An 18,720-nucleotide genomic window follows, 5' to 3' on the forward strand; every position below is an offset into this window, starting at 1 on the left:
GGCGTCGGCTCCGGGGCGACGACCTCCGCCGCCTCGGGGGCACCGGCGGGCGCGGACACCTTGCGGGTGGCGCGGCGGCGAGGGCGGCGCGGCGCGGCGTCCTCCACAGCGACGGCGGGGGAGGCGGCCTCGACGCCCTCGGTTGCGGGCGCGTTCTCCTCGGCGGAGCTGCTCGCGGGCACGATGGTCTCGGCGGCCTCGGCCGCGGCGGGCGCACCGGCGGGCGCGGACGCCCGGCGGACCACACGGCGACGCGTACGGCCGAGGGCGGGACCGTCGTCGGCGACGGCGGCCGCAGTGGCCTCGGCGGACTCTTCGCCCGCTTCCGCCTCTTCGGCGTCTGCCGTCGCTTCGGTCTCAGCGGCCTCTTCGGCCTCGCTGACCTCGACGGTTTCCTCGGCCTCCGGAGTCACGGCGGCCACGGTCTCCTCGACCTCGGCCTTGTCGTCCTCGGCGTCCGGTATGGCCGGCGCGACCTCGGTCTCGGCGGAGGCGGCGGGGTTGACCGGCGGACCCGCCGGCCGCGAGGCGGCACGGCGCCGACGACGCGGCGGCAGGGTGTCGCTGGGTGTATTCGGTTCGGAACCCTCGGTGGGTTCGATCGGCTCGAGCATGCGGGCGTTTCTCCCGTCAGGCTCCCGGGCGCCGCGCCTGGTCCGGCGGTGTGCCGGTGACGTCCGCGGCTCGCGTCGTACGCGACTGCCGCCGTCCGGGGCGCGGGCGCCGCACGGGAGCTCTCTGTGTCCTGTCTCGCCGGTTCCGTACGCCTCATGCGCACGGCCTGGCGAAAGTCTTCTGGTCGGTGCGCTGCCCGACCCAGGTGGCTCCCGAGTACGAGGGCGGCGCTTCGACGTCCGTCCCTTCGCGGGACCTTCCTTACGCCGACGCCTTCGCGGCGGCAGCGGATCCGGCCACCTGGGCCTCCGCCGCCTCGCGGTCGGGCGCGAGCGGGTCGGTCACCGTGCCGGTCTCTTCATCGAACAGCCCCTGCGCCAGCCTGGTCACCGCTGCGGGGACCGGCGGCGCCAGGTCGGCCACGGCGCGGAGACCGGACAGGACGTCGTCGGGTCGTACGGCAGGCGTCACGTGCCGAACAACCAGCCGCAGTATCGCACAGGGCTGGTCGGTCGGCCTATCAGCCGTCTCACTGTGCGTTGCAAGATCCACGACCGCGGGGCGGGCATCGAAGGTCCGGACGCCGTTCTTGGTCATGCGCTGGACCTCTACGGACTCGGCGGCGTTGAACGCGGCCACGGCCCGCTCGGCCTCGGCCGGATCCACTCCGTCGAGCCGCAGCTCCCACACGGAAGCCGTCAGCCGGTCGGCGAGCCCGGAGGTCCGGGCCTCGACCGCGTCGACGACATCGAGCCCGGCGGGCAGCGACTCGTCGAGCAGCGTCCTGAGCTGCTCCGGGTCCCGCGCCGCGGTGAGCGCGATCTCCAGGTACTCCGCCTCACTGCCCGTGCCGGTGGGTGCGGCATTGGCGTACGACACCTTCGGATGCGGCGTGAACCCCGCCGAGTACGCCATCGGCACCTCGGCACGGCGCAGCGCACGCTCGAAAGCGCGCTGGAAGTCTCGGTGGCTGGTGAACCTCAGGCGGCCGCGCTTGGTGTAGCGCAGTCGGATGCGCTGCACCGCGGGTGCGGGCGGCGGGCCTTCGGGCTGTCGCTTGCCCAGTGTCCTAGTCCTTCGTGAGAGCGGTCGTACTGCTACCAAGAGTACGTGTTTCGGCGCCCCGCGGTTCCCGCCGGGCCACCGCCTCCCGCTTCCGGGGCTCCCCGAACACCATCCGCCGGAAGTCCGCGCGGGCCTGCCGGGCGGACTCCCGGGCCGCCGCGAGCGCCTGCCGGGTGGCCCGCCCCACGCTCCGCGCGGCCTCGGCTACGGGGCGCAGCACGGCGTCCCGCACGACATGTCCGACCGGAGTCAGAACGGTCCGGTACACCCATCGCACCGGCTCCACGAAGATCCACCGGAAGAGCGTCCCGAAGAACCGCCCGACGGCGAGCGAGATCCGCCCGGCGACCCGCCAGGCGTGCCCCAGCGCGTCCCAGATCTCCCGCCCCACGACGGCGAGCACCCGCCCTACGGGCACCAGGAGATACCGCCACACGGCGAGCGCGGGCAGCACGAACAGCACCCGGGTGATCCAGTACAGCGCGATGCCGATCGCCCGCACGACCCATGTGAAGGCGTGCCCGACGGGCGTGAGCACCCATCGGTACAGCCACACCGCCGGAACGACCACCAGGTACCGCACCAGCCAGGCGGCGACGGAGTACACCCCGACCCCCAGCGCCGCGAGCCCGACACCGATCCCCTTGAGCACCCACAGGACGGCATGCCCGACGGGCGTCAGCACGCGCGCGTACAGCCACCCGAACCCGGCCGCGATCCCCCGGCCCACCCAGGCGAGGGCATGCCCGACGGGAGTGAGCACATACCGGTACAGCCACCCGAGCGGTACGACGACCAGCACGTTCCCGAGCCAGGCCAGTCCCCGCCCGAGCGGCACCAGCAGATACCGCCACAGTCCGACGAAGGGCCAGACGAACAGCGCCCGCCCCACCCACAGCAGCGCCCGCCCGACCGGCCGGAACACCGTGTCGTTCAGGAACCGCCACCCGACGACCAGCGCGTCCCACACCATGCGCACCGGTACGACCAGCACCAGCACGATGATCCGCACGGGGATGCGGATGGCGGTGACCAGGCATCCTTCCGGCTGCCGGGGCTCGGGCGGTGACTTGTGCGATTCCATACCGGACAAGACGCGGCGCGCGACGCTCCGGGTGCGCCGCGCGGGTTGCGATGCCATCACGTCTGTCCCAAGACGGTCACAGCCACGGGCCGTTGGACCGTTGGTCCGTTCACCTCATCCGCTAGACCGTTTTACCTATTTGACGGCGCGTTACTCGCGTCCACGGCGGTCGGTACGCGGCCCTCGGGTCACCCTCGGCACTGCGGTCCGGGACTCGCCCGGACCCTTCCCGCCAAGGAGCATGCCTATGAGTCCTCGACCCACACCCGCCCCGCTGGGCCCGCTGGCCAGGGCGCGGTTGCAGAAGGCCGGGGTCGTGACCTCGCTCGCCCTGGTCATCGCGGCCGGCGTGGTCACGCCCGCCGCGGCGGCCGCCCACGCCGTGTCCGACGACCGGCCCACCGCACGGCAGTCCGGGGGCAACGACTGCAAGCCACACAAGCCGCACAAGCCCAGATCGGCCGCCGAGGCCGCGGCAGCGGAGACGTACACGGGCGACAAGGACAAGTGCCGCGGCGCCACGGGCGCGACGGGCGCCACCGGAGCGACCGGCCCGACCGGCCCGACGGGCGCGACCGGGGCCACCGGCGCCACCGGCCCGGGCGGCACCGGCGCGACGGGTGCCACCGGGGCCACGGGTGCGACCGGCGCCACGGGCGCAACCGGCCCGGCCGGCCCCTGTGTCGACATCGACGCCAGCCGGGACGAGAACAACTTCGAGGTCCGAGCCGCACTGACCCCGCCGGTCATGGGCGGTCCGGCCAGGGCCTACGCGGGCATTCGCGACCTGCAGCCGACCCCCGGGGCCTTCCTGTGGACCGACCTCAGCGGGCTCGCCAACTACCCGTCGAACGCCTGCGCGATCGCCCTGTCCCAGCAGGCGCTGGGCATGGGAACGGAAGGAGACCTGGCGATCGAGGTCATCACCACCGCCGGGCAGATCTACGGCACCACCTGTGACGTGGAGACCGACGCCACCCCCACCCTGTCGTGCACCACGGCATGGTCTCTCGTGAACCGGCAGCCGGCCCCCGGCGCCGTGAACGGCGGGACCGTCGTCCCGTAGCCCACCGCGACACAGGGGCGTCCGGCGGATCGTCAGGGCCGCCGGGTGCCCCTCGCCGTACCGATCCGGAAAGGGAGAACCCATTGAAGAAGCTCTGCCTCAACATGATCGTCAAGGACGAGGCACATGTGATCCGCCGCTGCCTGGACTCCGTACGGCCCCTCGTCGACACCTGGGTGATCGTGGACACCGGATCGACCGACGGCACCCAGCAACTGGTCCGCGACACCCTCGCCGACCTGCCCGGCACGCTGTACGAGAGCCCCTGGAAGGGCTTCGGCCCGAGCCGCACGGAGGCGATCGAACGGGCCCGGGACCGCGCGAGCCATCTCCTCTTCATCGACGCCGACGACGTACTGGAGACCGCCCCCGGCATCACCCTCCCGGACCTGACCGAGGACTGCTACGACATGGCCGTCCACCACGGCCCCGTCGTCCACCACCGCCCCACACTGGTCTCGACCCGCCTCCCCTGGCGGTACGAGGGCGTCCTGCACGAATACCTGGAATGCGACGCGGAGTTCAGCCGGGCCACCCTGGACGGCGTCCGCATGGTCATCATGGGCGGCGGCGGCCGGTCGCGCGGCAGCGACCGCCAGAAGTACCTGCACGACGCCGCGCTCCTGAAGGACGCGCTCACCAAGGAACCGGACAACACCCGCTACGCCTTCTACCTCGCCCAGAGCTGGCGGGACGCCGGCGAACCGGCGAAGGCGCTCGCCGCCTACGACCGGCGCGCGGCCATGGCCGGCTTCGTCGAGGAGGCGTTCTGCTCCCGCCTCTACGCGGCCCGCCTGGCCCAGGCCCTCAAGCGCCGCACACCCGAGGTCATGGCCCGCTTCCTGGACGCCCACGAGCACCGCCCCACCCGCGCCGAACCCCTCGGCGAACTCGCCCGCCTGTGCCGGACCCAGGGAGAAAGCTGGCCGCTCGCCTACCTGTTCGCCCGCCGCGCGGCGGAGATCCCGCTCCCCGACGACATCCTCTTCGTGGAACACGCCTGGTACGACTGGCAGGCCCTGGACGAACTGGCGGTGGCGGCGTACTGGATGGGCGCCTACCGCGAATCACTGGAGGCCTGCGAACAACTCCTGGACAGCGGCAAACTCCCCGACCCGCACCGCGAACGCGTCACAGCCAACCGAGACTTCGCCCGCACGAGACTCGCCCTGTCCACCCCCCGCACCCAACCGGCACAACCGGCGAACGCGTGACCGAAGCCGGGCGTGCCGCACCCGCCGGGCCAGCGGATACTTGTCCTAGAAAGGTCGCCGTCCTCCCCCAGAGGAAGGTGGGTGCGCGGATGTGCCGCTGGATCGCCTACTCGGGCACGCCTGTCCTGCTCAGCCACGTCCTGTTCGAACCTGAGCACAATCTGATCGACCAGAGCCTGCACTCCCGCATGGGCGTGGAGACCACCAACGGTGACGGCTTCGGCATCGGCTGGTACACACAGGACCTCACCACACCGGCGGTGCTGCGGGACGTGGGCCCGGCCTGGAACAACCGGAACCTCCAGGAGGTCGCCCGTCACATCCGCTCCGGTCTGTTCTTCGCCCACATCAGGGCGACGACCGGAACGGCCGTACAGCAGACCAACTGCCACCCGTTCCGGAGAGACCGCTGGCTGTGGATGCACAACGGCGCGATCAACGAATTCCACCAGCTGAAACGCGATCTCGCGGTGGCCGTCGATCCCTCCCTCTACTCCGAGATCGAGGGATCCACCGACTCCGAACTGATGTTCTTCCTGGCCCTGACCTTCGGCCTCACCGAGGACCCGCCGAGTGCCGTGGCACGGATGGCCGGCCTGGTCGAGGAGACGGGACGCAGACACGGCGTAGCGCACCCCCTCCAGATGACGGTCGCCGTGGCCGACGGCGACCGCCTGTGGGCGTTCCGCTACTCCAGCGAGGGTGCCTCGCGGTCCCTGTACTACAGCACCAGGGTGGAATCCCTGCGCGCGCTCCACCCGGACGCCGCGTTCCTCCGCGATGTGGGCGACGAAACCCGCCTGGTCGTCTCCGAACCCCTCGGCAACCTCCCCGGCTCCTGGAACGAGGTCCCCGAGAGCAGCTACGGCATAGTCCACCCAGGCGAAGACGCCCTCCACCCCTTCCAGCCCCAGTACAACTGAGCCCGACGTCCAGTCAGCCGCTTCCGACCGGCGTCCCCCTCGCCTCAGTGCGAGTGCCCGCCGGGCGCCGGCGTCGCGTTCTTGACCGCGAGAGGCAGCAGCTTCTTGCCCGTGGGGCCGATCTGGATGTGGGTGTCCATCTGCGGGCACACCCCGCAGTCGAAGCACGGCGTCCAGCGGCAGTCCTCGACCTCCGTCTCGTCGAGGGCGTCCTGCCAGTCCTCCCAGAGCCAGTCCTTGTCGAGGCCGGAGTCGAGGTGGTCCCAGGGGAGGACTTCCTCGTAGGTGCGCTCGCGGGTGGTGTACCAGTCGACGTCGACGCCGAAGGGGGCCAGCGCCTTGTCCGCGCAGGCCATCCAGCGGTCGTAGGAGAAGTGCTCGCGCCAGCCGTCGAAGCGGCCGCCGTCGTCGTAGACCGCGCGGATGACGGCGCCGATGCGGCGGTCGCCGCGCGACAGCAGGCCCTCGACGATGCCGGGCTTGCCGTCGTGGTAGCGGAAGCCGATCGAGCGGCCGTACTTCTTGTCGCCGCGGATCTTGTCCCGGAGCTTCTCCAGGCGGGCGTCCGTCTCCTCCGCGCTCAGCTGCGGGGCCCACTGGAACGGCGTGTGGGGCTTGGGGACGAAGCCGCCGATCGAGACCGTGCAGCGGATGTCGTTGGAGCGGGAGACCTCGCGGCCCTTCGCGATGACCTTCGTCGCCATGTCCGCGATCTGGAGGACGTCGTCGTCGGTCTCCGTCGGCAGGCCGCACATGAAGTACAGCTTCACCTGGCGCCAGCCGTTGCCGTAGGCCGTCGAGACGGTACGGATCAGGTCGTCCTCCGAGACCATCTTGTTGATGACCTTGCGGATGCGCTCCGAGCCGCCCTCGGGGGCGAAGGTGAGACCGGAGCGGCGGCCGTTCCTGGTCAGCTCGTTGGCCAGGTCGATGTTGAAGGCGTCGACGCGGGTGGAGGGGAGGGACAAGCCGATCTTGTCCTCCTCGTACCGGTCCGCCAGGCCCTTCGCGACCTCACCGATCTCGCTGTGGTCGGCCGAGGACAGGGACAGCAGGCCGACCTCCTCGAAGCCGGTCGCCTTCAGGCCCTTGTCGACCATCTCGCCGATGCCGGTGATCGAGCGCTCGCGCACCGGGCGGGTGATCATGCCGGCCTGGCAGAAGCGGCAGCCCCGGGTGCAGCCGCGGAAGATCTCCACGGACATGCGCTCGTGGACCGTCTCGGCCAGGGGGACGAGGGGCTGCTTGGGGTACGGCCACTCGTCGAGGTCCATCACCGTGTGCTTCGACACACGCCACGGGACGCCCGACTTGTTCGGTACGACACGGGCGATGCGGCCGTCGGGGAGGTACTCGACGTCGTAGAACGCCGGGATGTACACGCCGCCGGTCTTGGCCAGCCGGAAGAGGACCTCCTCGCGGCCACCGGGGCGGCCCTCGGCCTTCCACTGCCGGATGATCTTCGTCATGTCGAGCACGGCCTGCTCGCCGTCGCCGATGATCGCCGCGTCGATGAAGTCCGCGATCGGCTCGGGGTTGAAGGCCGCGTGACCTCCGGCCAGAACGATCGGGTCGTCGATCGTCCGGTCCTTGGACTCCAGCGGGATCCCGGCGAGGTCCAGCGCCGTGAGCATGTTGGTGTAGCCCAGCTCGGTGGAGAAGCTCAGCCCCAGCACGTCGAAGTCGCGGACGGGCCGGTGGCTGTCCACCGTGAACTGCGGGACGCCGTGCTCCCGCATCAGGGCCTCCAGGTCCGGCCACACGCTGTAGGTGCGCTCGGCGAGGACGCCCTCCTGTTCGTTCAGGACCTCGTAGAGGATCATGACGCCCTGGTTGGGCAGCCCGACCTCGTAGGCGTCGGGGTACATGAGCGCCCAACGGACGTCGCAGCTCTCCCACGGCTTGACCGTGGAGTTGAGCTCTCCGCCCACGTACTGGATCGGCTTCTGCACGTGCGGGAGCAGGGCTTCGAGCTGCGGGAACACCGACGCAGCGACTTCGGCAGGCATCTCGCGTACCTTCATGAGCTGGACTGAACGGACAGGGGTGACCATCTAGCCTAACGCGACCGCGGACACCCCCCGCACGTCCGAAGGCTCACAGGGCGTCCGTCGCGTCCTTGTTCTCGTCCCAGAACCCGGGCAGCTCGGCCTCCACGGTCGCCGCCAGATGCTCCTCGCGCCCGTAGAGCAGCCCGTAGGTGAAGGCGCTGTCCCCCGCCGCGTGGGCCACGGCGGACAGCTCACACAGGGTCCGGCGGGCCATGACGCTGTCCTGGTGCTCGCCGAGCAGGTTCTGCAGGGCCTTCATGGTCTTGGTCAGGCCCTTGGCCGACTTGCCCAGGGCGGGCGTGGCGGCCTCCGCCGCGTAGCGGGTCCGCTTGGTCTTCTTGCGGGCCTCGTGGATGGCGACGTCCCGGTCGGTGCCGGGGTCCAGCTCCAGCGCCTGTTCGACGAGCGCGGACACCTTGCCGAAGTCCTTGCGCACGGCCTTGGCGAGCACCTTGTCGGGCTTCTTCCCGGCCGCCTTCAGCAGCGGTGGATCGGTGAGGACGCCGTCCACGGCGTCGAGCAGGGCCAGGTAGCGGCCGGAGTCCAGCACCCCGACCAGCCGGCTGCTCGCCCCGCCCGGCCGCTCGCCCGCCCAGCGGCGCACCTGCTCGGCGACCGGCCCGTAGACCAGTGTGTGGGGCACCTTCTCCAGGGCCGCCAGCAGGCGTTCGTTCAGCACCTCCCGGTCCCGGTCCACGCCCAGCTCACCGGCCAGCCACTTCAGCTCGTCGCCGATCGGGTCGGTGACCGTGCGGTCCAGGACCTTGCGGAAGGACTTGAAGGTGCTGCGCATGCGCCGGGTGGCGACGCGCATGCTGTGCACGGAGTCCTCGACGTCCTGGCGGACGGCGGGGTCGAGGCCGACGATCGCGTCCCGCTGTTCGCGGACATAGGCCAGGACATGATCGCCCGCGGTGACGGGCTTCCCGGTGGTGCCCTTCTTGCGCCGCTTCTTCTTCGGGGCCGTCTCGGCGAGCGCCCTGGCCAGCTTCGAGGCGGCCGCGGAGGGCCGTACGCCCGCCTTGCGCAGCCGTTTGTCCATCGTGTCGAGGAAGGCCGGGTCGCCGCCGTCGGCGAGCTCGACCTCGATCTCGGTCCACTGGGCGCCGGCTCCGGTACCGATGCGCTCGGCGCGTACGGCGTCCACGGAGACCTCGGCGAGCAACTGCCCGTCGGCGTCGACGAGGTGGCGGACGTCACGGTCGGAGCGCAGCCGGACGAGGGGCAGCAGTTCCCCTGCGCGGACGCGGGAGCGGACCAGGGCGGCGAGGTCGGGCGGCACGGTGTCGGACAGGGGTGCGTGGATCTCGTCCCGGACTCCGGGCGCCACGGGGAACTTCAGGTGCCAGCCCGCGTCGGATCCGCCGGTGCGGCGGCGCAGGGTGACCGAGGACGCGGCCAGGCGTTCGTCCTCGGTGTCGTAGTAGGTGGCGTCGAGTTGGGCGACGCCCTTGTCGATGACGGCCGCGACCCCGGCGACGCCGGTGAGGTCGGGCAGACCGCTGTCGTCGGACTCGTACTTCCGCTCGATTTCACGCTTCGTGTCCGCCATGACCCGAATGTAATCGGAGTCATGGCGGTACAACAGGGCCTCCTGGCCGCGAACCCGGGGGAAACAGCGGTTGACCGGCGACTACGCGGACATCGGGCGTTGCACCCGGATCGACTGCAGCAGGCCCACCGCCACCCACACCGCGAACATCGACGATCCGCCGTACGACACGAACGGCAGTGGCAGACCGGTGACCGGCATGATGCCGAGGGTCATCCCGATGTTCTCGAAGGACTGGAAGGCGAACCAGGCCACGATCCCGGCCGCGACGATGGTGCCGTAGAGCTCGGTCGTCTCCCGGGCGATCCGGCAGGCCCGCCAGAGCATGATGCCGAGCAGGACGATGATGAGCCCGCCGCCGACGAAGCCCAGCTCCTCCCCCGCCACCGTGAAGACGAAGTCGGTCTGCTGCTCCGGCACGAACTGGCCGGTGGTCTGGGAGCCGTTGAAGAGTCCGGAGCCCGTCAGTCCGCCGGAGCCGATGGCGATTCTGGCCTGGTTGGTGTTGTAGCCGACGCCGGCGGGGTCGAGGCTGGGGTTGGCGAAGGCGGCGAAACGGGCGATCTGGTAGTCGTCCAGGATGTGCAGCTGCCACACGGCGACCGCGCCGAGCGCTCCGGCCGACAGCAGCCCGAACACCCAGCGGTTGGAGGCGCCGGAGGCCAGCAGCACGCCGAGGACGATGACCACCATCACCATGACCGAGCCGAGGTCGGGCATGAGCATCACGATCAGCATCGGCACGGTGGCCAGGCCCAGCGCCTGCAGCACGGTGCGATGGTCGGGGTAGGGCTTGTCGCCGGCGTCCACTCTGGCCGCCAGCAGCATCGCCATCCCCAGGATGATCGTGACCTTCACGAACTCCGAGGGCTGGAGCGAGAATCCGCCGGGCAGCTTGATCCAGGAGTGGGCGCCGTTGATGGTGGAGCCCAGCGGGGTGAGCACCAGCAGGATCAGGAAGACCGAGACGCCGTACAGGATCGGTACCGCCGTGCGCAGGGTGCGGTGGCCGAGCCAGACGGTGCCGATCATCAGCGCGAAGCCGATGCCGGTGTTCAGGATGTGCCGGACCAGGAAGTAGTACTGGTCGCCCTGGTTGATCTCGGTGCGGTTCCGGGTCGCCGAGAACACCAGGAGCGAGCCGATCAGCGACAGCGCGAGCGCGGCCAGCAGTATCGGCCAGTCCAGTCGGCGGGCGAGCGAGTCACGGGCGAACAGCCGCGTCCAGCCGGCCCGCTCGGGTCCGTACCCGGAGATCTGGAAGCTGTTGGCGCCGGTCACGTCAGCCTCCTCGGACGCCGCCCGCGGCCCTGCCGGCGGCGGCGTGTCTCACGGTTCTCCGTCGTCGGCGTGCCCACCGTCGCGGCCTGCTGCTGGCCGTCCTGCTCGGGCACGCCTTCCTGGCTGGCCCGCTGGTCCTTCGCCGGGTCCTTGGCGACCTTCGGGGCGTGGATCGAGCCGTCCGCCTGGATCTTCGGCAGGTTCTTCTGGGGGGTCGGCAGCAGGGCGTTCTTCTTGTTGATGGCGCCGTCGTCCGAGACGCCGTACAGGGCGTCGTAGATGTTGCGGACGGCGGGACCGGAGGCGCCGGAGCCCGTACCACCCTGGGAGATCGTCATCACGATCGCGTAGTCCTTGGTGTACGTGGCGAACCAGGACGTCGTCTGCTTGCCGTAGACCTCGGCGGTACCGGTCTTGGCGTGCATTGGGATCTTGTCCTGCGGCCAGCCGCCGAACCGCCAGGCGGCGGTACCGCGGGTGGCGACGCCGGCCAGGGCATCGTCCATCTGGGCGAGCGTCTGCTGACTGACCGGCAGCTTGCCGTGCGCCTTGGGCTTGATCTCGGAGACCTGCTTGCCGTCGGCGCTGACGACGGCCTTGCCGACCGTGGGGTCGTACAGGGTGCCGCCGTTGGAGATGGCCGCGTAGATGGTGGCCATCTGGATCGGGGTCACCAGGGTGTCGCCCTGGCCGATGGAGTAGTTGATCTCGTCACCGGCGCGCATCTTGTTGCCCTCGAGACAGTTCTCGTAGGAGATCTTCTCGACGTAGTCGCCGTCCTTCTTGCCGGTCTTGCACCAGGCGTCCTTGTTGGCCTCCCAGTAGGACTGCTTCCACTGGCGGTCGGGGACCCGGCCGGCGACCTCGTTGGGCAGGTCGATGCCGGTCTCGGCGCCGAGGCCGAACTGGTGGGCGGCCTTGTAGAAGTAGTCCTTCGGCTGGCCCTTCTTGGGGTTGATGCCGCCGTCCTTCTTCCACTCGTTGTGCGCGAGGGAGTAGTAGACGGTGTCGCAGGAGACCTCCAGGGCGCGGCCGAGGTCGATCGGGCCGTGGTTCTGGGACTCGAAGTTCTTGAAGACCTGGCCGCCGACGGAGTAGGAGCTGGAGCAGTTGTAGCGTCCGTCGAAGTCGTAGCCCGCCTGGACCGCGGCGGCCGTGGAGACCACCTTGAAGATCGAGCCGGGGGCTGCCTGACCCTGTATGGCGCGGTTCAGCAGCGGGTAGTTGGAGGACTTGCCGGTGAGCCTCTTGTAGTCCTTGGCGGAGATACCGCCCACCCAGGCGTTCGGGTCGTAGGTCGGGTTGGAGGCCATGGCGACGATCCGGCCGGTCTTGGCCTCCATCACCACGACCGCGCCCGCGTCGGCCTTGTACTTCTCGCCCGTGTTGCGGTCCCAGACGTCGCGGGCGTCCTTCATCGCCTCGTTCAGCTCGTACTCCGCGACGCGCTGGACGCGGGCGTCGATGCTGGTGACGAGGTTGGAGCCGGGCTGGGCGGCGTCCGCCTCGGCCTCGCCGATGACCCGGCCGAGGTTGTCGACCTCGTAGCGGGTGACGCCGGCCTTGCCGCGTAGCTCCTTGTCGTACTGGCGCTCGAGGCCGGAGCGGCCGACCTGGTCGGAGCGCAGATACGGCGAGTCGGTGTCCTGGGCCTTGGTGATCTCCTCGTCGGTGACCGGGGAGAGATAGCCGAGGACCTGGGCGGTGTTGGAGCCGCCCGGGCCCGCGTAGCGCCGGACGGCCTGCGGTTCGGCGGTGATGCCGGGGAAGTCCTCGGCGCGCTCGCGGATCTGCAGGGCCTGCTTGGCGGTGGCCTCGTCGGTGATGGGGATCGGCTGGTACGGCGAGCCGTTCCAGCAGGGCTGGGGGGTCTCGGCGTCACAGAGCCGGACCTTCTCCATCACGTCCTTGGGCTTCATGCCGAGGACGCCGGCGAGCTTGGTGAGGACGGCCTTGCCGTCGTCCTTCATCTTCAGCAGGTCGGTGCGGGAGGCGGAGACGACCAGACGTGTCTCGTTGTCGGCGAGGGCCACCCCGCGGGCGTCCAGGATCGAGCCGCGCACGGCCGGGTCGACGACCTGCTGGACGTGGTTGCCGGAGGCTTCCTTGGCGTAGGCCTCGCCCTCGCGGATCTGGAGGTACCAGAGCCTGCCGCCGAGGGTGCCGAGGAGGGAGAGGACGAGGATCTGGATGACGACGAGCCGGATCTGGACCCGTGGGGTCCGTCCCGTCTCGGGAATGTTGGTCATGTCCTCCCCCTCTCAGTGCGCAGGCGAGTGTGCGCGTACGAATGATGAACGGCCGAGCTGTGAATCGGCGTTCCGGGTCCGTGAACCCGTTCGAGTGAACTCGCGCGCTCTCACAGCCGCTTGACCCCCTTGATGCGTCCGGCGCGTGCGGTGCGCACCCGGGCCGCCTTCACCTTCAGTCCCCCGAGCCCGCCGCGCTGGCTGCCGATGCGCAGTCCGGTGCCGCCGGAGAGCCAGCCGGTGGAGATGTCCGTCTTCGCGGAGGAACCGGTCTCGGCGAGCGGGTCGTTCTCCGCGCGTCTGGCCAGCGCCATCAGGCCCGGCACGACGAACGGCGCGAGCAGCAGGTCGTAGAGCGCGGCCGTGAACAACAGGCTGGTCAGGCCGACATGGCGGGCGGCGGTGTCGCCGACGAGGGCGCCGACACCGGCGTAGAGCAGGGTGGAGCCGATGGCCGCCGCGACCACCACGACCATGGGTCCGGTGGCCGACTTGAGCTGGCCGTTCTCCGGCTTGATGAGGCCCGCGAGGTAGCCGATGACGCACAGCACCAGGGCGTAGCGGCCGGCGGCGTGGTCGGCGGGCGGGGCGAGGTCGGCGAGCAGGCCCGCGCCGAAGCCGATGAGGGCGCCGCCGACATGGCCGTAGACCATGGCGAGCGCGAGGACCGTCAGCAGGAGCAGGTCGGGGACGGCGCCGGGGAGGTGGAGCCGGGCGAGGACGCTGACCTGGAGCACCAGGGCGACGACCACCAGCGAGGAGGAGAGCAGGATCCGGTTGACGCGCATGTGGCTTCAGCTCCTACTGCTCTTCTTGCGGGTACTGACCATCGACCGGCGCCTGGCCGGACGGGGTGACGGTGACCGTCACGGTGGGCCTGGGGGTCGGCTTGGGCTTGTCGGGGAGCACGGTGTCGCGCGGGTCCTTCTTCGGGGCCTCGACGACGACACCGACGATGTCGAGCTTGGTGAAGCTGACGTACGGCGTGACGTAGAGGGTGCGGGTCAGGTCGCCGCCCGAGGGGTCGACGCGGTTCACGACGCCGACCGGGACGCCGGGCACGAAGGGCTTGTCGGCCTGCGAGCCGAAGGTGACGAGACGGTCGCCCCGCTTGACCTGCGCCTTGCCGTTGAGGAGTTCGACGCGCAGCGGTCCGTCGCCCTGTCCGGAGGCGAAGCCGAGTTCGTCGTTGCCCTCCATGCGGGTGCCGACGGTGAAGTCGGGGTCGCTGGCGAGCAGCACGGTCGCGGTGTTCGGGCCGACCGTCGTCACGCGCCCGACCAGACCGTCGCCGTTGAGGACCGTCATGTCGCGCTTGAGGCCGTCGTTGGCGCCGGCGTCGATGGTGATGGTCCAGGAGAAGCCCTGGGCCGCTCCTATCGCGATGACCTCCGCGCCCTTGATGCCGTACTGGCCCTCGCCCGCGATCTTCAGCATCTTGTCGAGCTGCTGGAGTCTGCTGCGGTTGCGGTCGTCGCTGCCGAGCTTGGCCTTGAGGGCGGCGTTCTCCTTCTCCAGCTCGGCGATCCGGTCATGGCGTTCGCCGGAGTCACGGATCGCGGAGACCGCGTTGCCGACCGGGTCGACCGCGGCCGAGACGCCGTCCTCGATCGGTCCGAAGACCGTCGCCGCGGCCTGCCGGGCACCGTCGACCGGGGAGTCCTCCCCGCCGCGGATGTCCACCGTGATCAGTGCGAACGCGATGGCGATCAGCAGCACCAGGAGCAGCCGGCTCTCTCGTGTGTCCCTCACGTGCGGCGGCCGTGCCCTTCCTCATAGGAATTCTTCGAGCCCCGGGGAAACCCAGGGGCTGCTTTGTGGGAGCTTATGCCTCAATATCAACGATCCGCCGTACGAGAGGAGATCGTCTCGTACGGCGGAATCGAAGAGTTACGTCATCTGCGCGGCTGGGCGTCCAGGACCTGCTGGAGCGCCTCGAACTCCTCGACGCACTTGCCGGAACCGAGCGCCACGCTGTCCAGCGGATCCTCGGCGATGTGGATCGGCATGCCGGTCTCCCGGCGCAGCCGCTCGTCGAGACCGCGCAGCAGGGCGCCGCCGCCGGTCAGGACGATGCCCCGGTCCATGATGTCGCCGGAGAGCTCCGGCGGACACTTGTCGAGGGTCGTCTTGACGGCGTCCACGATGGCGTTGACGGGTTCCTCGATCGCCTTGCGCACTTCGGCGGCGGAGATGACGACGGTCTTGGGCAGCCCGGAGACGAGGTCCCGGCCGCGGATTTCGGTGTGCTCGTCGGAGTCGAGGTCGTACGCCGAACCGATCGTGATCTTGATCTGTTCGGCCGTGCGCTCACCCAGCAGGAGCGAGTACTCCTTCTTGATGTGCTGGATGATCGCGTTGTCCAGTTCGTCGCCCGCGACCCGGATGGACTGGGCGGTGACGATGCCGCCGAGGGAGATGACCGCGACCTCCGTGGTGCCGCCGCCGATGTCGACCACCATGTTGCCCGTGGCCTCGTGGACCGGCAGGCCGGAGCCGATGGCCGCGGCCATGGGCTCCTCGATGATGTGCACCTGACGGGCGCCGGCCTGGGACGACGCCTCGATGACGGCGCGGCGCTCGACGCCGGTGATGCCCGAGGGCACACAGACGACGACCCGCGGACGAGCCAGATACCGCCGCTTGTGGATCTTCAGGATGAAGTAGCGGAGCATCCGCTCGGTGATCTCGAAGTCGGCGATCACGCCGTCCTTCAGCGGACGCACGGCAACGATGTTGCCGGGCGTGCGCCCGATCATCTTCTTCGCTTCGGCGCCGACCGCCAGGATGCCACCGGTGTTGGTGTTGATCGCGACGACGGACGGCTCGTTGAGTACGATCCCGCGACCCCTGACGTACACCAGCGTGTTGGCGGTCCCGAGGTCGACAGCCATGTCACGGCCGATGAACGACATTGAGTTCCCCATCAGGATTCGTCTGGCCTTCCTGCTGGCTTTTGAGGGCTTTTCAGGTCGGCGAGGTGGGTGCTGTGACGTGAAGGCTCCATCGTAGACGCGCCTTCGCGAACACGGCGTGAGGGTCCTTCGCCATTGTCAGCAGATGATGTGCGGGTTCGCTCCTGGAGACGAGCGTTTGGGGACTCTCGTTCCCCCGAACGCCCCGCATATGCCAGAAAGTCCGGAGGCTTTGCCCCCGGGCTCTCCGGTCCGCTGCTTCAGGCGTTACGGCTCAGGCGCGGCCGGGGAAGAAAATCTTCACCTCGCGTGCGGCGGACTCCTCGGAGTCCGAGGCGTGGATGAGGTTCTCACGGACGATCACGCCGTAGTCGCCGCGGATGGAGCCGGGCGCGGCGGCGATCGGGTCGGTCGGGCCGGCCAGCGCGCGCACACCCTCGATGACCCGCTCGCCCTCGACGATCAGCGCCACGACCGGGCCGGAGGACATGAACTCCACCAGCGGCTCGTAGAACGGCTTGCCCTTGTGCTCGCCGTAGTGCTGCTCCAGGGTCTCCTGGTCCAGGGTGCGCAGCTCCAGCGCGGTGATCCGCCAGCCCGCCTTGCGCTCGATGCGGCTGATGATCTCGCCGGTCAGGCCACGACGGACGGCGTCGGGCTTGAGGAGGACGAGGGTGCGCTGGGTCACGACGGGCTCCTAAGTACATCAAGGTGTGCGGGAAGACGAAGGTTACCCGGCGTGTCCGGGCCTGCGTTACGCAGCGTCAGGTGTACGGGCTCAGGCCGCGTCGGGGGTGGAGGCGTCGGCCTGCGCCGCGAATCTCGCCTTGGCCTCGTCGATCTGCCGGCCGTAGTGCACCGACGCCCACCACAGGGCCGCGAAGGCCGCGCCCAGGACGAACATCGTCGGGACGACGAAGCCGGAGGCGATCAGCACGACCTGGAGCGCCCAGCCCATGGCGATGCCGCCGGGCCGGGTGACCAGGCCGCACAGCACCAGGCACAGGAACATCGCGATCCCGCTGACCGTCCACACGGTCGCCATGGACAGATCGGGATCCTTCATGGCGACCAGACCGGCGAACCCGATCACGAAGAACTCGCCGATCAGTGTCGACGCACAGAGCGTACGCATGCGAAAACCTCAGCCCTTCCCGAGCAGCAGTCGTGCCTCGCCGACCGTGATGACCGAACCGGTCACGAGCACCCCGCCACCGGTGAACTCGCCCTCTTCCTCGGCCAGCGTGATCGCGGCCTCCAGGGCGTCCGGCAGCCGCGGCTCGACCTGGACCCGCTCCTCGCCGAACACCTCCACGGCGACGGCGGCCAGTTCGTCGGCGTCCATCGCGCGGTGGCTGGAGTTCTGGGTGACCACGATCTCGGCGAAGATCGGCTCGAACGCCTCCAGCAGCCCGCGCACGTTCTTGTCACCGCTGGCCCCGACCACGCCGATCAGCCGGCTGAAGTCGAATGCCTCCCCGACCGCCTCGGCGGTCACCCGCGCGCCCGCCGGGTTGTGCGCGGCGTCCAGCACGATCGTCGGCGAGCGGCGTACGACCTCCATCCGGCCCGGCGAGGAGACCGCCGCGAAGGCCTTGCGGACGGTGTCGATGTCGAGGGGCTCGGCGCGCAGGGCGCCGACGCCGAAGAACGCCTCGACCGCGGCGAGCGCCACGGCGGCGTTGTGCGCCTGGTGGGCGCCGTGCAGCGGGAGGTAGACCTCGGGGTACTCGCCGCCGAGTCCGCGCAGGGTGACCAGCTGTCCGCCGACGGCGACCTGCCGGGCGACGACGCCGAACTCAAGACCCTCACGCGCGACGGTGGCGTTCACCTCGACGGCCTTCTTCAGCAGCACCTGAGCCGCGTCCACCGGCTGCTGGGCCAGGATGACGGTCGCGTCCTGCTTGACGATGCCGGACTTCTCCACGGCGATCTCGGCCGGCGTCTCACCGAGCCGGTCGGTGTGGTCCAGGTCGATCGGCGTCACGACGGCGACGTCACCGTCGATGACGTTCGTCGCGTCCCAGGAGCCGCCCATGCCGACCTCGACGACGGCCACGTCGACGGGGGCGTCGGCGAAGGCGGCGTACGCCATGCCGGTCAGCACCTCGAAGAAGGACAGCCGGTACTCCTGCGCCGCGTCGACCATCTCGACGTACGGCTTGATGTCGTGGTACGTCTCGATGAACCGCTCGGCGTCGATGGGGGCGCCGTCGAGGCTGATGCGCTCGGTGATGGACTGCACGTGCGGCGAGGTATAGCGGCCGGTACGCAGCTCGAAGGCGCCGAGCAGGGCCTCGATCATGCGGGCGGTGGAGGTCTTGCCGTTCGTCCCGGTGATGTGGATCGAGGGGTACGAGCGCTGCGGCTCGCCCAGCACGTCCATCAGGGCGGCGATCCGGCTGACCGAGGGCTCCAGCTTGGTCTCGCCCCACCGCGTGGCGAGCTCCGCCTCCACCTCGCGCAGGGCCTTGTCGACCTCGGGGTCCTCGGGTCGTGCGGGCACGTCGGCGCTGGGGGCTGCGCCCTGGGTGCGCAGGGTGCGGCTGCCTGCCTCGATCACGGCGAGATCGGGGTCGCGGTCCGTCTCTTCCGCGACGATCTCGTCGAAGGGGTCGCTATCACTCACGGGGTCAGTCTACGGACGGGGACCGACATACGTAGGCCAAGGCCCCCGGAGCCGACTGGAGCACCGGGGGCCCGCG

At 70.1% G+C, this 18,720-nt stretch carries 15 protein-coding genes and 1 pseudogene; 3 read left to right on the plus strand and 13 right to left on the minus strand.

What is annotated here, in order from left to right; translation table 11 throughout:
* The 3 genes and pseudogenes from ACWDRW_RS37900 to ACWDRW_RS37910 all read right to left on the minus strand — a co-directional run.
* A pseudogene (locus tag ACWDRW_RS37900) lies at positions 1–614 on the minus strand (Rne/Rng family ribonuclease); the annotation flags it as partial.
* 262 nt (positions 615–876) lie between these two features.
* The gene (locus tag ACWDRW_RS37905) at positions 877–1,638 is read right to left on the minus strand and encodes a TIGR03936 family radical SAM-associated protein (protein WP_451732362.1); all 762 of its coding nucleotides are present in this window, start codon (positions 1,636–1,638) and stop codon (positions 877–879) included.
* Positions 1,639–1,684: 46 nt separating this feature from the next.
* Entirely contained in the window at positions 1,685–2,764 is a 1,080-nt protein-coding gene (locus tag ACWDRW_RS37910; protein ID WP_451732365.1) for a hypothetical protein, read from the minus strand.
* 247 nt (positions 2,765–3,011) lie between these two features.
* Here ACWDRW_RS37910 and ACWDRW_RS37915 point away from each other — a divergent pair, with 247 nt between their 5' ends.
* The 3 genes from ACWDRW_RS37915 to ACWDRW_RS37925 all read left to right on the plus strand — a co-directional run bounded on the left by ACWDRW_RS37915 (position 3,012) and on the right by ACWDRW_RS37925 (position 5,967).
* Positions 3,012–3,830: a hypothetical protein gene (locus ACWDRW_RS37915; protein WP_451732368.1), complete on the plus strand. Its 819-nt coding sequence runs from the start codon at positions 3,012–3,014 to the stop codon at positions 3,828–3,830.
* 83 nt (positions 3,831–3,913) lie between these two features.
* On the plus strand, positions 3,914–5,044 hold the full coding sequence (locus tag ACWDRW_RS37920; RefSeq protein WP_451732370.1) for a tetratricopeptide repeat-containing glycosyltransferase: 1,131 nt from the start codon (positions 3,914–3,916) through the stop codon (positions 5,042–5,044).
* Between the two features lie 89 nt (positions 5,045–5,133).
* Positions 5,134–5,967 (plus strand): class II glutamine amidotransferase, encoded by an 834-nt coding sequence (locus ACWDRW_RS37925; protein ID WP_451732373.1) that lies wholly within the window; start codon positions 5,134–5,136, stop codon positions 5,965–5,967.
* 44 nt (positions 5,968–6,011) lie between these two features.
* Here the strand turns inward: ACWDRW_RS37925 and ACWDRW_RS37930 are convergent, their stop codons facing one another.
* The 10 genes from ACWDRW_RS37930 to folC form a co-directional block, all read right to left on the minus strand.
* Complete coding sequence (locus ACWDRW_RS37930) at positions 6,012–7,976, minus strand: TIGR03960 family B12-binding radical SAM protein (protein ID WP_451732376.1); 1,965 nt, start codon at positions 7,974–7,976, stop codon at positions 6,012–6,014.
* 88 nt (positions 7,977–8,064) lie between these two features.
* Complete coding sequence (locus tag ACWDRW_RS37935) at positions 8,065–9,570, minus strand: CYTH and CHAD domain-containing protein (RefSeq protein WP_451732379.1); 1,506 nt, start codon at positions 9,568–9,570, stop codon at positions 8,065–8,067.
* Between the two features lie 81 nt (positions 9,571–9,651).
* Positions 9,652–10,851 carry a rod shape-determining protein RodA gene (rodA, locus tag ACWDRW_RS37940; protein ID WP_451732381.1) on the minus strand — a complete coding sequence of 400 codons (1,200 nt, stop codon included), beginning with the start codon at positions 10,849–10,851 and terminating at the stop codon, positions 9,652–9,654.
* Positions 10,848–13,100: a penicillin-binding protein 2 gene (mrdA, locus tag ACWDRW_RS37945; protein WP_451732384.1), complete on the minus strand. Its 2,253-nt coding sequence runs from the start codon at positions 13,098–13,100 to the stop codon at positions 10,848–10,850. Before mrdA ends, rodA begins: the two co-directional genes overlap by 4 nt.
* A gap of 110 nt (positions 13,101–13,210) precedes the next feature.
* A complete protein-coding gene (gene mreD / locus ACWDRW_RS37950) occupies positions 13,211–13,888 on the minus strand; it encodes a rod shape-determining protein MreD (protein ID WP_451732387.1) in 678 nt (225 codons plus the stop codon).
* Positions 13,889–13,901: 13 nt separating this feature from the next.
* Entirely contained in the window at positions 13,902–14,852 is a 951-nt protein-coding gene (gene mreC, locus ACWDRW_RS37955) for a rod shape-determining protein MreC (protein WP_451732389.1), read from the minus strand.
* A gap of 143 nt (positions 14,853–14,995) precedes the next feature.
* Positions 14,996–16,015, minus strand: a complete 1,020-nt coding sequence (locus ACWDRW_RS37960; RefSeq protein ID WP_004001297.1) for a rod shape-determining protein — start codon at positions 16,013–16,015, stop codon at positions 14,996–14,998.
* 274 nt (positions 16,016–16,289) lie between these two features.
* Positions 16,290–16,703 (minus strand): nucleoside-diphosphate kinase, encoded by a 414-nt coding sequence (gene ndk, locus ACWDRW_RS37965; RefSeq protein ID WP_451732392.1) that lies wholly within the window; start codon positions 16,701–16,703, stop codon positions 16,290–16,292.
* Positions 16,704–16,793: 90 nt separating this feature from the next.
* Positions 16,794–17,150: a DUF4233 domain-containing protein gene (locus ACWDRW_RS37970; protein WP_451732394.1), complete on the minus strand. Its 357-nt coding sequence runs from the start codon at positions 17,148–17,150 to the stop codon at positions 16,794–16,796.
* A 9-nt stretch (positions 17,151–17,159) separates the two neighbouring features.
* Positions 17,160–18,644, minus strand: coding sequence for a bifunctional tetrahydrofolate synthase/dihydrofolate synthase (gene folC / locus ACWDRW_RS37975; protein ID WP_451732397.1), 1,485 nt, complete (start codon positions 18,642–18,644; stop codon positions 17,160–17,162).
* Positions 18,645–18,720: the final 76 nt, after the last annotated feature.

It is taken from the genome of Streptomyces sp. NPDC003635 (assembly GCF_053587635.1).